This is a genomic window from Pseudomonas sp. PDM05 (assembly GCF_014851685.1).
Classification (GTDB): Bacteria; Pseudomonadota; Gammaproteobacteria; order Pseudomonadales; family Pseudomonadaceae; genus Aquipseudomonas.
The window spans coordinates 263922-278102 of sequence record NZ_JACVAC010000001.1; the positions used below are offsets into that span (position 1 = coordinate 263922).

Sequence of the window (14181 nt, forward strand, 5' to 3'; positions counted from 1 at the left end):
GCCGAGTCATGGCGACACCCCCATCGATGCAGTAGCAAGCGTGCTCACCAAACGGCAGCCGCACTCACATCGGTGCCCGTGCAGCGCCACAGGTTTGCCGTCCATTGTGGAACCCGCAGTGCCTTCACTGATTTTGTTCAGGCCGTGCTTTTTACAGCGGACGGGGTCGCCCATGCAGGCCACCGGTTTGCCGAAGGCCAGGAAATGGCCTTGCAAAACCTCGCCGCCAAAGGGCTGCAAAGGATCACCGAGACGCACTAAAGGCAACATCAGGCCACCTCCCCGTCGATCCCAAACAAGCTGCCCGCCGCGCGCAACATGGCAGTGGTGCGTTCCAGGCGCTCGGCCAGATCCTCCTGGGCGATTTGAGTTTTCAGCTCGGCGGCCACCAAACCGATGTGCGCGGTTGGCTTGAGGATTTGCTCGGCCCCCGGCAGGAACGGCACCACCAGGCCCGTGGCCTTGTCGATAACCTGATAACCGATGGTCGCGCCGCTGATACCGGCGGCAAGGCCACCCAGGGCATTTTTTCGCTTGATGCCATACACCGTGGCCCCAACCACCATCGCCACACCCAGCATCCGCCCCGCCACCACCACCGGGGAAAGCTCGCGGCTGTTTTCATTGCCGAAATAGGTCATGCGGTAAAAAAAGTAACCGGCCCACAGCTCACGGGTTTTCAGCGCATCGTGCATGAACCAGGCGCGCGAGTCGTGGACTTGATCGTCGAACAGCGCGACCAGCAGGGCCATATTTTCTTCCGTACTGGGCGTACCTCGGTCATCCCGGAACAGCTGTTTGCAACGTCGCTCGCCCGCCGCCTTGAGTGCGGCGTGGTCCTTGGCTTCGTCATCTTCGTTGAGCAGGTAGATCGCGTCGCGCAGCACCACGTCCAGCACGTAACCCTTCAAGCTGGTTTGTTCGCGTTTGCTGCCGGTGTAGTCGGCCTTGAACTCGGCAGCGGCCTGACTCAGTTGGGTCTGGTCGATCTTCGGTTCGTAGATGGGCGGGCCCGGGAAGGTTTTGGCCGCATCAGGGGTTTGCTCGCGGTGTTTTTTGAGAGCCCTTTTCAGCGCTTCGTAGTGCTCGCGTTGTTGGCCCTCATCGTAGGCCGTGGTCTCGTGGGCTTGAGTGAAGAAGGGTTGGTGTTTGTAGCTGTCGTTGGCAAAACGGCCGACGCGCCAGCCGGTGATCCAGCCCAGTTGGTCGGCCAGGGTGTCTTCGACAGTGGTGGTGAGCTGGATGGGTTGGTAGGACCAGGGGGGAGTGGCGGTGGGTGGGTCGCAAGGGATGCCTGGGAGGGTTTGGCGCCAGGCGTTGAAGCGTTCGATAACGAGGGGGCTGATATCGAACTCCTCTTTTGTGTCCGGCCCCAACCTCCGCCAAGATTCGTTGCGCTGCAAGCTTTCAGGCAATGCCTGCTCCGGAACCTGCAACGGTGCGCCCGCAGCGAAGGCTTCGGCATACAGGTCGTGCAAAGCGATCTGTGAAACTAGTTCATTGGTACCACCGCGTGCCTTGCCCTGATCATTTTTTGGGTAGCCGCCCCCCACATCGGAATGAACGCCGGGGTAGACCACTTCGATGGTGTTGGCTGGGTACTTGCCATCCTCATTGCGTATCGAATCCAGCGGGAAACACGAGCGCTGTTCGAATCCCGCGACGAAATGGCGGCAGCACTTGACCAGATCAGGGAAACGTTGGGCGTCGGGCAATAACTGAGTGTTATCGGCCCAATCCATATGCCCTGCAAAAAACGGCGCGGCGTGAGCGATGCCGACCGAGGCCACGGTATCCAGCAGGCCGAGAAACTCGACGCTGATTGGCAGACCAATCAGGCTTTGTTCGGGGCGCTCGGCGCCTTCTGGGGTGTCGAATAGCTGGCTTAGCCAAGAGACAAAAGTGCGGGCCTCTGCGGCGCCTCGGGAGAAACCGTATACGAAGAGTTTGATTCCCAGAACCTTGGGCTGCGCTACCGGCACGCGGGCTTTCAAAGGGGCAAGCAGGCTGGTCATTACGGAGCGACGATTGCTTGTGCCAAGGGTACTCATCAAGGGCGTAGACCACGTGCTCATTTTGGTGACAGCTTCTGCACAGTCATCCTGCAACAATCGATTCCTGGTCAACGCCCAATGCAACGCATCAGCGATGGAGACCAACGCCCAGTTGATGCGATCCTCTCCACCGGTGGCGTACTTCAACCCCTTCTCGCTGTAATCCAACTCGCCTACTTCCGGAAATGGAGTGCCAACACCGGGCATGTAGTAAGAGTAATAGCCGCTCTTTTGGGCCTTTGGACCTTGAAGCGATGCATGAAATAGTTTAGCAATATTGCTAGGGTGATCCTTTTGAGTGTCGTTATTTTCGTTATTATTGGTTCCATCGAAAAACAAACTTACGTGCAAGCTGTGGCAACATTCAAAACGTTGGCTTCTTCCTTGGGAATCGCGCTGCCGGCAAAAATACCTCTCTTCAGCCATCTGCTTATTATAGTTCTCGCTTACCCTTACCGCGTCAGTTGGCAATCGACCACCGAGAGGAAAAACAGGTGGACCAAAAGCGTTGTCTTTTGAGTTGTTTTTTAATTCGGGCATACAGCTGGCTCCTGCATATCAAGTGGTTCTTGGATCGGATAGCTTGGGTGACCATATACCCAGCACGAGGTCGTCACCTCCACGCGATTACAGGTCAAAAAATGAACATTCAGACTGCAAGATTTTTTTTCAGGCCACTCCGGAATGGCAACAACAGCTCTATAAACCCTGTAGTTCTCAGCGTGCCTTGCATAAACCTCGTGAAACTTATTCGACGTAACAGATGGCATTTCTGCGGATGAATTAGGATCAACCTCCCACTCAACCTCCACTTCCAACCCCGGCCGCCACTTAACCGGCATAATGATGCAACACGAACTCCCCCCTCCGCCGTGCGCTCTATACCCATTCACCGAAAACCAATTAATCGCAGTACCTTCAACATGATTGATCGCTGCTATATTCCCGGCCACCATTTTATTTTCAGTAAACGCACACCCCAACAACACTAAAGTCGCCAGGCCGCCCCCCATAAAACCAAAGCAAAGCAAGCATCTCTTCAGGCTCATAACCTGCTCCTTACACACTCACTCAAATTACCAATATAATTTTATCGACTGACCACCAAGACTTACGAGTCGGAACAAAAACGTTATCCTTTGAGTTACTTTCTAATTGGGGCATACAGCTGGCTCCTTCATATCAAGTGGTTCTTGGATGGGATAACTTGGGTGACCGTACACCCAGCACGAGGTCGTCACTTCCACTCGCTTACAAGTCAAAAAATGAACATTCAGACTACACAATTTTCTTTCTGGCCACTCCGGAACATCAACGACTGCGCTGTAACGTCGGTAATTGGATTTATGCTTGACCATAAAGGCTTTGAACTCATTCGTTCCTATCGGAGGCGTAGCAACATCGCTGTTCGGATCAACCTCCCACTCAATATCCATCTTCAACCCCGGTCGCCACTTAACTGGCATAATGATGCAACACGAACTCCCTCCTCCGCCGTGCGCCCTATAGCCATTCACCGAAAACCAATTAATCGCAGTACCTTCAACATGATTAATCGCTGCTATATTCCCGGCCACCATTTTATTTTCAGCGAACGTACACCCCAACAATGTAAGAACCAATAACCCACACAGGCATTTCAAAACCGCGCTTATCTTTCCAATAAAACACACTACCGACCTAAGCAACGAGAAAAACAAACTCTGCCCCCTAAAAAAATTAATCATGAAACGCGTCACTTCACACATACAACTGGCTCCTTTGCGCGCCTAGGTTCTTTGATCGGATAATCTGGTCGACCATATATCGCGCAAGCAGTAGTAACTGCAACGCGATTGCAAGTTAAGAAATGCACCTTTAGGTCGCAAGATTTTTTTTCAGGCCATTCCGGAATGGCAACAACAGCTCTATAAACCCTGTAGTTCTCAGCGTGCCTTGCATAAACCTCGTGAAACTTATTCGACGTAACAGATGGCATTTCTGCGGATGAATTAGGATCAACCTCCCACTCAACCTCCACTTCCAACCCCGGCCGCCACTTAACCGGCATAATGATGCAACACGAACTCCCCCCTCCGCCGTGCGCTCTATACCCATTCACCGAAAACCAATTAATCGCAGTACCTTCAACATGATTGATCGCTGCTATATTCCCGGCCACCATTTTATTTTCAGTAAACGCACACCCCAACAACACTAAAGTCGCCAGGCCGCCCCCCATAAAACCAAAGCAAAGCAAGCATCTCTTCAGGCTCATAACCTGCTCCTTACACACTCACTCAAATTACCAATATAATTTTATCGACTGACCACCAAGACTTACGAGTCGGAACAAAAACGTTATCCTTTGAGTTACTTTCTAATTGGGGCATACAGCTGGCTCCTTCATATCAAGTGGTTCTTGGATGGGATAACTTGGGTGACCGTACACCCAGCACGAGGTCGTCACCTCCACTCGCTTACAAGTCAAGAAATGAATATTCATACTGCACGACTTTTTTTCCGGCCATTTAGGAACATCGACTGTAACTCGGTACTGTCGAAATTTAGCCTTGTGACTGGCCCAGGCGTCCTCATCAAATCCAAACCCGATTGTTTTTCTTTTTATTTTCGCAAAGCGATCAGGATCAACCTCCCACTCAACATCCACCTTCAAACCCGGCCGCCATCTAACCGGCAAAATAATGCAACACGAGCTCCCTCCTCCGCCGTGCGCCCTATAGCCATTCACCGAAAACCAATTAATTGCAGTACCTTCAACATGATTAATCGCTGCTATATTCCCGGCTACCATCTTATTTTCAGCGAACGTACACCCCAACAATGTAAGCACCAATAACCCACACAGGCATTTCAAAACCGCGCTTATCTTTCCAATAAAACACACTACCGACCTCAGCAACGAGAAAAACAAACTCTGCCCCCTAAAAAAATTAATCATGAAACGCGTCACTTCGCACATACAACTGGCTCCTTTGCGCGCCTAGGTTCTTTGATCGGATAATCTGGTCGACCATATATCGCGCAAGCAGTAGTAACTGCAACGCGATTGCAAGTTAAGAAGTGCACCTTTAGATCGCAAGATTTTCTTTCTGGCCATTCCGGAAGATCAACCGTAGCACTGTAATGCCGATATTTGGCTTTGTGCTTAACTTGTTCAGCCCTATAGCCATCACTCCCCAACGGCGGCCACTTCGAATAAGCATAAGGATCCAAGTCGACTTCCCATTCAACATCCACCTTCAACCCCGGCCGCCACTTAACCGGCAAAATAATGCAACACGAACTCCCCCCTCCGCCGTGGGCTCTATAGCCATTCACCGAAAACCAATTAATTGCCGTACCTTCAACATGATTAATCGCCGCTATATTCCCGGCCACCATTTTGTTTTCGGTAAACGCACACCCCAACAACATTAAAACCGCCAGGCCGCACCCCACAAAACCCAAGCAAAGCAAGCAACGCTTCAACCTCATAACCTGCTCCTTACATACTCATGAAAATCACCAAAATAATTTCCCCGACTGGCCTTCAAGGCTAATGAGTAGAACAAAGAGAAACGCTGCTCCCGGCCTCCAAGTGCTTGATAAAACTCTCCGCTGTTCATTAACTCCTGCGCATCGCTGATACACCCCATCAACTCGAACTGTTCGTCGCTCAATTCCAGAAAAGGTGAAACGTGAACGGCGCTCTTTCCACCCAATGCATGTCCCTTGAGCCACTGCATTTGCTCATCTCGATCAAACCAGCCCCAAAAAAAAGCCAGTTGCCGAAACTCAGTGCGTTGTTGGTCGGTAAAAATCGAAGACATCAATAAGGGAAAGCTGCGCGGGTCGTAGTAACGCAACAGGCCGGCTTTACCGCCCCAGCGGATTTGCGAAAGTGCTCGCAGCGCGTGACTCAGGGTTTCAAAGGCCAGCGGCGAGATCACCACCAACACGCGTGCGTCGGCTGCGCCGTGAGTCAGTAGTTCCTCCAGCCAGGCTTTATGCCGCCAATGGGTCAAGTCCAGGCGCATCAATAGGGGGGCCTGGTCCAACATGTGTTCCTCGGGGGTTCCCGTGAACAGTGAAAACCAGGGGATCGCTGGCCTTATTTGCTCCAGCGCCCCGATAAGGTCGGTGTGCCAGGCGGCCTGATCAAATAGCAGATCTACAGAGTGCACACCGGCGGTGGCACATACGTGTTCGACCTGGTCCTGCCATGGGATAGGTGCTGACATGTCACTCTCTCCTGATCAACCTTCACGCATCAAAAGGGTGATGGCCTTTGCGCGTGCTCTCTTAAGGCAGTCCTCACACACCGACTGCGGCAACTCACGCAACGCAAAGCTCAGGCCCGCAGGCCCCTCCCACACATGCTGCCCCTTGAGGAGCAACTTGCCTGGGCTGTGGATGTCGATTGCGCCACTCGGGTGAATCCGCAGGTAACCGCCACCACACCCCAGGGTGATGCCGTTCCTGGCGGTCAGGTGCACTTGCCCCTGCACCGACTGCACGCTGATGTCCTGCTGTGCGATCAAATTGAGCAAATCACCGTGGGACTCGATTTCCAGCGGTCCCTTGCCCGAGACCAGGCGCATGCCGTGCTGCTGAGCGAGCAGGGAAATGCCTTGGTTGGCGTGAGCCGAGAGCTGCCGGGCGGCGGCTAGATGGATGTCGTCGCGGCTTTGCAGGTACAGCGCGTCGCCGCTTTTGAGCAGCAGGCTGGACGGCGTAACCGCGCCAATACCTTGGGGAGCGCTGAGCAGGATGGCCGGGGCTGCCAGGTCTTTTGCGTCAGCCTGCAACTGCTGTAAACCGTTGATGGCCGGTTGAGGGCTTCGGTGGGCCTGGGCGATGGTCTGCCAGTCGGCCATTTGCTGCGCAGCCCCCTGTATCAGCTGCGTGGCCGGGTCCATCGCCAAGACCGCGCCAGAGGCTTTGCTCTGTTGATCCGCACTGATCAGCAGGCCTTTTGCGGCCCGCATCGCGCCCCAGCCGTCAGTGCGCAGTTCGAACCCCTCGCCGCGCTTGTTCTTTCCGGCATCTACGATATGACCGAGGTTTAGCTGGCTCTTGCCGCTGTATTCGGTGCTGAGCTTGATGTGCTCCTCACCCCGGGTGTCATCCATGCGCAATTTGTTATTGGCCGGCGTGCGCAACACATTGCGTTTGTAGTTGCGCAGGGTGACGTGATCAGGGCGTGCGCTGTCGTGCAGGGCGTGAGCGATATAAGGGCGGTCTGGGTCACCTTGCTCGAACGCCACGGCCACTTCGGTGCCCGCGATCAGTGGCAGGTGCAAGCCGTGAGTATCCCCCGCATAAGGCCGGGCCAGGCGCAGCCAGAGGCTCTCCTCGCCGCGCGTCCAAGTGTCGCGATCAAACAGGAAATTGACCTTGTAGCGCCCCTCCAGGTCGATATGCGCGTAAGGGTCGTTCACCCCCGGGTTGGAGACACGAGCCGGGACGGTGCCGGCGATACTTGGCTTGGGTTGCAACGGCGGTCGGTAACATACGGTTTCCGAATAGGGGATGGCGTCGAAGCTGACCTCAAGGCTGCGATCGCGGGCAGCACGGGTTGTCAGTTGGGTGATCACCACCCTGGGCATGAACGCCTTGGGCGCGCCGCCGGTAATGGTCAGTACCTGGCCTGGCGCCAGCGTTGCACTGGTGCTAAGCCCGCTGAGCCGGGTCTGGTTATTGAGGTAGCGTTCATGCCGCAGGCGCGCGTAGCTATAGCCGCTTTCGGTGGGCAGGTCCTCGTCAGTATCCAGCCTGTTCCCGAGCACGCTGTAGGGTTCGGCATAGTGGTATGCCTCGCCATAAGTGGTGGTGGCACCACGGGTCTGGTCGATGTCGCCGTCGAGACACGCATTGGCATCCCGGTATTGATAAGCGCGAACGTTGACGTGTTGCTCTACAACCTGATGGTGGGTTTGCAGTTTCCACACACAGTCCTGATCGCTGCCAAGCCCGGAGGGCGGTCGATAGGGCAACTCGACGTCGAACTGGTAGTAACGCTGGTGATCGTGAAACTCCACGACATCAAGATTCAATCGCTCATCGCGAACGAAGCGATACCAGATGCCAACGTCGGCCAGCAGCCGTGAAATAAAGGCCAGATCACTTTCGTCGTACTGCATGACCTGCTCGCGCCTGGGGTAGTCGCGCAGCAGTTGGAAGTAAAAATCCTGCCCTTCAAAACCGTGACGGCTACGCAGGATGTGCTCAACGATCTGCGGCACGGATTGCTGCTGGTAAATGCGAAATTGCTTGCCCTGCGCCAGCAGCGCCAGACGTGGTTCGAGGATGATTTCGTAGCGGCCTTCATCACTGGAACCAGACAGGCGTTTGAAGCCGGTGACAACGCCGGTCAGGGTGCGAAGTGGCTTGTTTTTTGGAGGTGGCTGCCAAACCAGGACAGGCTTGGGCGGCAAGGAAAAAAGGCTGAAAGTTGCGGGTTTGCCCAGCACTCGGTCGACCGCCAGATCGCGCTCGGTGCAGGTGAATTCGATGTGGTACTTGAAGGGACGGCTCAGCCGCTCTTCGCCGCGAAAAGCCAGCACGTCGAGCAACGGATCGACACCGTAGACCCTGAGTCTGTGTCGGCTGTGATCAAAGAAAGCGCTCGGCAGTACGCTCGTATTCATACCTTGTCATCCCTGGACGGTGCGAAAGTCCAGAGAGTAAAGATTTGTTATCGGCGAATAATGTCGGAAAGGTCCTCTTTAAAAGCAGGGCACTTCCCAACCTATAGCGTCAGTTGCCGATGTGAACACAGATCCAACTGTGCGGGCTTGCTCGCGAAGGCGGTGTGTCAGTCAACCAAGGCATCGACTGAACCACCGTCTTCGCAGGCAAGCCAGCTCCCACAGGGGATTGCATTCCACATTTCGTGGATCAGTGCCCGGAAGCCGCCGGCCCCGCCTTCGCCGTAAACGGCGGCTTCGCCAGCCACACCAACAGCATCAACCCCATGAACATCCACCCCAGCAACGTGAAGTAATCCACGGTGGACATCATGTATGCCTGGCTGGTGAGGATCTGGTCCAGCTGCGTGTAGGCTTTCTGCCCTGCCCCGCCCAAGGCATCCAGCGCATTGCGTGTGGCCGAGTCGTAGGTGGTCATGTTTTCACTCATGTAGGCATGGTGCTGGTCTGCGCGGCGAATCCAGATCCAGGTGGTCAGCGACGCCGCGAAGCTGCCACCCAGGGTCCGCAGGAAGGTCGCCAGGCCGGCGCCGTCGGCGATCTGGTGCGGCGGCAGGTCGGACATGAGGATGCTTAAGGTCGGCATAAAGAACAGCGCCACGCCGATGCCCATGAACAACTGCACCAGGGCGATGTGCTGGAAGTCCACCTCATTGGTAAAGCCTGCCCGCATGAAGCAGCTCAAGCCAATTGCCAGGAACGCCAGGCCCGCCAGCAGACGCAGGTCGAACTTGTGCGCGTACTTGCCCACGAACGGCGACATCAACACCGGCAGGATGCCAATCGGCGCCACCGCCAGGCCGGCCCAGGTGGCGGTGTAGCCCATCTGGGTTTGCAGCCATTGCGGCAGGATCAGGTTGATCCCGAAGAAGCCCGCATAACCGAGGATCAACACGATGGTGCCGATGCGGAAGTTGCGGTGCGCGAACAGCTTCAGGTTGACCACCGGGTGTTTGTCGGTGAGCTCCCAGATAATGAACACCGCCAGGGCAATCACCGAAATCGCCGCGCCGATGATGATGAAGTTAGATTCGAACCAGTCCAGGTCATTGCCCTTGTCGAGGATGATCTGCAAGGCGCCCACACCGACGATCAAGCTGAGCAACCCAACGTAATCCATCGGTTGGTGGCTGGTGACCACCGGGCGTTTCTTCAGCTGCGAACGCACCACCATCACTGCAAAGATGCCGATCGGCACGTTGATAAAAAAGATCCACGGCCAGCTGTAGCTGTCGGTGATCCAGCCACCGAGGATCGGCCCGGCAATCGGCGCCACCACCGTGACCATCGCCAGCAACGCCAGGGCCATGCCGCGCCTCGCCGGCGGGTAGACCGCGATCAGCAGCGTCTGGGTCATCGGGTACAACGGCCCCGCGACCAGGCCTTGCAGGACCCGGAAGGCGATCAGCTCGGGCATCGACGTGGAAATACCACAGAGGAACGACGCCAGCACAAACAGGATGGTTGCCCACAGGAACAGCTTCACCTCGCCAAACCGGCGGCTGAGCCAGCCGGTCAGCGGCAAGGCGATGGCGTTGCTCACCGCGAAGGAGGTGATGACCCAGGTGCCCTGCTCCGAACTCACGCCAAGGTTGCCGGAAATCGTCGGCAACGCCACGTTGGCGATGGTGGTGTCGAGCACCTGCATAAAGGTCGCCAGCGACAGGCCAATAGTGGCCATCAACAGGCTGGGTGGCGTGAAGGAGGCGTTATTGCTCATCAGCGTTGCACAGCCTTGGGCGCGGCGATGCTGTTGTCATGGATCAACTGGGTGATCATGGCATCGGCCTCGGCGAGCTGGCGGTCATACACGTTGGTGCTGAACGAGGCTTTTTGCGGCGCCTGTTGCGCCAGCACCGGGCCGCTCTGGTCGTGCAGGTCAACGCTGACCTGAGTCGACAAGCCCACCCGCAGCGGGTGCTTGGCCAGCTCGGTGGCGTTGATGTGGATGCGCACCGGTACCCGCTGCACGATCTTGATCCAGTTACCCGTGGCGTTCTGCGCCGGCAGCAAGGCAAATGCACTGCCGGTGCCCGCGCCGAGGCTATCGATGGTGCCGCTGAATTTCACGTCACTGCCATAGATGTCCGACTCGATGTCCACCGGCTGACCGATGCGCATATCGCGCAGCTGGGTCTCCTTGAAGTTGGCGTCGATCCACAGTTGGTTCAGCGGGATCACCGCCATCAACGCGGTGCCTGGTTGCACGCGCTGGCCCAGTTGCACGGTGCGCTTGGCGACGTAGCCGGTGACCGGCGCGATCAGGGTGCTGCGCGCATCGGTCAGGTAGGCCTGGCGCAGTTGCGCGGCAGCGGCTTGCACGTCCGGGTGGGAGCTGATCACGGTGTCATCCACCAGCGCGTTGGTGGTTTTCAGTTGCTGCTCAAGGTTGGTCAGGGCGTTCTTCGCGGCGGTCAGGCTGTCGCGGGCGTGGGACAGTTCTTCCTGGGAAATCGCGCCACCCTGGGCCAGGGTTTTACGCCGGTTGAAGTTGTCCTGGGCGGTTTGCACGTCGGCTTTCTGCGCGTTGACCTGGGCCTTCATGCCGTCGACGTTGCTGTACAGGCCGCGCACCTGGCGCACGGTGCGGGCCAGGTTGGCCTGGGCACTTTGCAGGCCGACGGCGGCGTCGTTCGGGTCGAAGTTGACCAGCACCTGGCCTTCGTGGACCAGGTCGCCATCGTCGGCGCCGATGCTGACCACGGTGCCCGTGACCAGCGGGGTGATTTCCACCACGTTGCCGTTCACATAGGCGTCGTCGGTGCTTTCGCTGAAGCGACCGTAAAGTTCGTGCCAGGCCCACACGCCGACGACGCTGAGGATGACGATCAGCGCCAGGCCGATCAGCATCACTTTGCGTTTGCGGGGGTTGTTGTCTTTCGGTTGTTCGGTTGCGTTGGTGTTTTCGGCAGTGGCCATGACAAGTACCTCAAATTATTCCGTGCGTGTGGCTGGGGTGGTCGCTGCCACGTTGTCGGCGCTGTAGCCGCCGCCCAGGGCCTGCATCAGTTGAATCGAAAGATCGATCTGCGCGGCGTTCAGCGTCGCCAGCTGGCGCTGGGCCTGCAGCAATTGCTGCTCGATGCTCAGCACATCCAGGTAGTTACCGATCCCGGAGCTGTAGCGCTGTACCCCGGTGTCGTACGACTGCTGGGCAATGTCCGCGGCATGTTGCTGGGCCTGGATCTGCCGGCCGGTGTCGCGCAGTTGCGAAAGGGTGTTGCCGATATCGCCCAGGGCTTGCACCAGGGTTTTGTTGTACTGCGCCACCGCCAGGTCGTAGTCGGCGTCGCGGGCATCGAGGTCGGCGCGCAGGCGGCCGCCGTCGAAGATCGGCAGTGAGATCGTCGGTGCAATGTTGAAGAAGCGGCTGGCCGACCCGAACATCGCATCGCCCAGCAACGACTCGGCCCCAGCGCTCGCGCTCAGGTTGAGGTTGGGGTAGAAGCGCGTCTTGCTGGCATCGATGTTCCTGCCTGCCGATTCGACCCGCCAGCGTGCGGCGATCAGGTCCGGGCGCCGCCCCAGCAGCTCGGCCGGCAGCACCGAGGGCACGGCGACCGCGCTGGGTTTCAGTACGTTGGGCCGGGCCAATTCATTGCCACGGTCCGGGCCTTTGCCGAGCAACACGGCCAGGGCGATCTTGGCGCTTTTCAGCTGTTTTTCCGCGTCGATCAGTTGCGACTGGGCGCTGGCTTCCAGGCTTTCGGTCTGCTGGTACTGGTATTGGCTGTCGATGCCCGAGTTCAGCCGGCGCTTGCCCAGGTCGAGCATCTGCCGGGTGCGCTTGAGGTCGTCATTGGCCAGGTCGCGCACGATATGGGCCTGGCCCAGATCGCTGTAGGCCTTGGCCACATTGGCGGCCAGGGTCAGGCGCGCAGCCTGCTGGTCGACCTGGGCGGCACGCGCCTCGCCCAACGCCGCTTCCCAGGCCGCACGCTGGCCGCCCCAGAGGTCGAAGGTGTAGTTGAAGCTGGCGCCGATATTGCGCACGGTCGAGTAGGCATCGCCCTGCCCGCGTGGGTCCTGGTCTTTCGCCAAGCGCGAGCGGGTCACACCGGCGCTGGCATCCAGGGTTGGCATACGCGCCGCGTCGGCGGCGTAGGCGGCGGCTTCGGCCTGGTGGGCACGGGCGCTGGCCACTTGCATGTCCGGGCTGTTTTGCAGGGCTTCCTGGATCAGGCCGTCGAGTTGCGGGTCGCCAAGGCTTTTCCACCAATCGGCGCTGGGCCAGGCGGCACTCGACAGGGTCACGTCGCTCAAGGTCTTACGCGTTTGCAAAGTGCCGGCGTCGAGGCGTTTGCCTTGGGTGTCGAGGCCGCTGTAGTTGGCGCAACCGGCCATGCTCATGGCCACCAGCACCAGGCTGAGTGCACGTATGTTCATTCTTTACCTACCCGCTGGATGACGATGGCGTCACCGGCAGCTACCAGAATTTTCTTGAGAATCCGCTCCAGGGTCTGCAGTTCGCCGGGCTCCAGGGCCCCGGCCAACTCGTTCATCGACTGGGCGCCGATGTGCGGCAGCATGTCGGCCAGGCGCTGGCCGTCTTCGGTGAGCACCAAGCGCACTTGGCGCCGGTCCTGCTCGGAACGCTGGCGCGCGAGCAAGCCTTTCTGTTCCAGGCGGTCGAGCATGCGGGTCATGGAACCGCTGTCCAGGGACAGGTGGCGGCACAGCTCTGCCGGGGTGTCCACGTCGAACTGGGCAATGATGATCAACACCTTGAACTGCGCGGCAGTGACGCCGTACGGCTCCATATGGGTGTCGATAATACGGTCCTTGAGCAGCGCCGCCCGGCCAAGGAGCAGGCCGAGGTGGCAGTTGCGAAAGCTGTCAGGGGTGAAGTGGGGCATCGGAAGTCACCTTATTACTGCCTAGGCAGTGAATGTATGACAAGATGTTACTGCCTAGGCAGCGAATGTCAAAAGAAATTATTAGCTTGCTTGGTAATTGGCGGATGAATGGTGGGGTTCTAAGGATTGCCTGATGGGGTGTGACGCCTTCGCTGAGTAATCTGAGTAGCCTTTTGGCCAGTCGACACCCTCCTTCCCATGACTTCCTTAAAACAGTTTGCTTGCCTCGCGGTCGTCACGCCGGCGGGCGCACCTCGATGATGGATGTCAGCGCCAGCTACAGCCAGGGCCGCGGGCGAGACGTTTGCACGGGTGCTAGTTCCGATCCCAACGGCAAGGCACTGGCCTTGGTCGAACAGGATACCGGCACATTGGTAATCCAATGGGGCGAGCAGCAGTGCCAGGCGAGCTATGCGTTAGGGGAACGCAACAAGGCGCTCAATTATGAGCGGGTGGACTTGAAGTGCGCCCCACAACTTCAGGAACACCCATAACTAAATGTGGGAGCTGGCTTGCTCGCGAATGCGGTGTGTCAGTCAACAGATTCATTGGCTGATCCACCGCATTCGCGAGCAAGCC

At 57.6% G+C, this 14181-nt stretch carries 13 protein-coding genes and 1 pseudogene; 1 reads left to right on the forward strand and 13 read right to left on the reverse strand.

Going from position 1 to position 14181, the window contains the following annotated elements; translation table 11 throughout:
- Positions 1–6: 6 nt before the first annotated feature.
- From IB241_RS01275 to IB241_RS01335, 13 genes are all read right to left on the reverse strand, one after another.
- On the reverse strand, positions 7–270 hold the full coding sequence (locus IB241_RS01275; RefSeq protein ID WP_192296603.1) for a PAAR domain-containing protein: 264 nt from the start codon (positions 268–270) through the stop codon (positions 7–9).
- Positions 270–2594: a T6SS phospholipase effector Tle1-like catalytic domain-containing protein gene (locus IB241_RS01280; RefSeq protein WP_192296604.1), complete on the reverse strand. Its 2325-nt coding sequence runs from the start codon at positions 2592–2594 to the stop codon at positions 270–272. The genes IB241_RS01275 and IB241_RS01280 overlap by 1 nt, the downstream gene beginning before the upstream one ends.
- Entirely contained in the window at positions 2582–3103 is a 522-nt protein-coding gene (locus IB241_RS01285) for a DUF3304 domain-containing protein (RefSeq protein WP_225595204.1), read from the reverse strand. The genes IB241_RS01280 and IB241_RS01285 overlap by 13 nt, the downstream gene beginning before the upstream one ends.
- Before the next feature lie 102 nt (positions 3104–3205).
- The gene (locus tag IB241_RS01290) at positions 3206–3709 is read right to left on the reverse strand and encodes a DUF3304 domain-containing protein (protein WP_412547857.1); all 504 of its coding nucleotides are present in this window, start codon (positions 3707–3709) and stop codon (positions 3206–3208) included.
- Positions 3710–3789: 80 nt separating this feature from the next.
- Positions 3790–4275, reverse strand: coding sequence for a DUF3304 domain-containing protein (locus tag IB241_RS01295; RefSeq protein WP_192297220.1), 486 nt, complete (start codon positions 4273–4275; stop codon positions 3790–3792).
- Between the two features lie 138 nt (positions 4276–4413).
- Complete coding sequence (locus tag IB241_RS01300) at positions 4414–4923, reverse strand: DUF3304 domain-containing protein (RefSeq protein ID WP_412547858.1); 510 nt, start codon at positions 4921–4923, stop codon at positions 4414–4416.
- Positions 4924–5003: 80 nt separating this feature from the next.
- Entirely contained in the window at positions 5004–5531 is a 528-nt protein-coding gene (locus tag IB241_RS01305; RefSeq protein ID WP_192296605.1) for a DUF3304 domain-containing protein, read from the reverse strand.
- On the reverse strand, positions 5528–6277 hold the full coding sequence (locus IB241_RS01310; protein WP_192296606.1) for a DUF4123 domain-containing protein: 750 nt from the start codon (positions 6275–6277) through the stop codon (positions 5528–5530). The genes IB241_RS01305 and IB241_RS01310 overlap by 4 nt, the downstream gene beginning before the upstream one ends.
- Before the next feature lie 15 nt (positions 6278–6292).
- On the reverse strand, positions 6293–8686 hold the full coding sequence (locus IB241_RS01315) for a type VI secretion system Vgr family protein (protein WP_192296607.1): 2394 nt from the start codon (positions 8684–8686) through the stop codon (positions 6293–6295).
- A gap of 250 nt (positions 8687–8936) precedes the next feature.
- Entirely contained in the window at positions 8937–10466 is a 1530-nt protein-coding gene (locus tag IB241_RS01320; protein WP_192296608.1) for a DHA2 family efflux MFS transporter permease subunit, read from the reverse strand.
- Positions 10466–11665, reverse strand: coding sequence for an efflux RND transporter periplasmic adaptor subunit (locus IB241_RS01325; RefSeq protein WP_192296609.1), 1200 nt, complete (start codon positions 11663–11665; stop codon positions 10466–10468). The genes IB241_RS01320 and IB241_RS01325 overlap by 1 nt, the downstream gene beginning before the upstream one ends.
- Positions 11666–11680: 15 nt before the next feature.
- A complete protein-coding gene (locus IB241_RS01330; RefSeq protein ID WP_192296610.1) occupies positions 11681–13132 on the reverse strand; it encodes an efflux transporter outer membrane subunit in 1452 nt (483 codons plus the stop codon).
- Positions 13129–13602, reverse strand: coding sequence for a MarR family winged helix-turn-helix transcriptional regulator (locus tag IB241_RS01335; RefSeq protein ID WP_192296611.1), 474 nt, complete (start codon positions 13600–13602; stop codon positions 13129–13131). Before IB241_RS01335 ends, IB241_RS01330 begins: the two co-directional genes overlap by 4 nt.
- A 314-nt stretch (positions 13603–13916) precedes the next feature.
- On the opposite strand from IB241_RS01335, the pseudogene IB241_RS01340 reads away from it, so the two are divergent.
- Positions 13917–14096, forward strand: a pseudogene (locus tag IB241_RS01340) (hypothetical protein); the annotation flags it as partial.
- Positions 14097–14181 lie beyond the last annotated feature (85 nt).

Excerpts from the sequence above, each read along its gene's own strand:
- IB241_RS01275 (WP_192296603.1), bottom strand. The coding sequence starts at position 270 with ATGTTGCCTTTAGTGCGTCTCGGTGATCCTTTGCAGCCCTTTGGCGGC.
- IB241_RS01280 (WP_192296604.1), bottom strand. The coding sequence starts at position 2,594 with ATGCCCGAATTAAAAAACAACTCAAAAGACAACGCTTTTGGTCCACCT.
- IB241_RS01285 (WP_225595204.1), bottom strand. The coding sequence starts at position 3,103 with ATGAGCCTGAAGAGATGCTTGCTTTGCTTTGGTTTTATGGGGGGCGGC.
- IB241_RS01295 (WP_192297220.1), bottom strand. The coding sequence starts at position 4,275 with ATGGGGGGCGGCCTGGCGACTTTAGTGTTGTTGGGGTGTGCGTTTACT.
- IB241_RS01305 (WP_192296605.1), bottom strand. The coding sequence starts at position 5,531 with ATGAGGTTGAAGCGTTGCTTGCTTTGCTTGGGTTTTGTGGGGTGCGGC.
- IB241_RS01310 (WP_192296606.1), bottom strand. The coding sequence starts at position 6,277 with ATGTCAGCACCTATCCCATGGCAGGACCAGGTCGAACACGTATGTGCC.
- IB241_RS01315 (WP_192296607.1), bottom strand. The coding sequence starts at position 8,686 with ATGAATACGAGCGTACTGCCGAGCGCTTTCTTTGATCACAGCCGACAC.
- IB241_RS01320 (WP_192296608.1), bottom strand. The coding sequence starts at position 10,466 with ATGAGCAATAACGCCTCCTTCACGCCACCCAGCCTGTTGATGGCCACT.
- IB241_RS01325 (WP_192296609.1), bottom strand. The coding sequence starts at position 11,665 with ATGGCCACTGCCGAAAACACCAACGCAACCGAACAACCGAAAGACAAC.
- IB241_RS01330 (WP_192296610.1), bottom strand. The coding sequence starts at position 13,132 with ATGAACATACGTGCACTCAGCCTGGTGCTGGTGGCCATGAGCATGGCC.
- IB241_RS01335 (WP_192296611.1), bottom strand. The coding sequence starts at position 13,602 with ATGCCCCACTTCACCCCTGACAGCTTTCGCAACTGCCACCTCGGCCTG.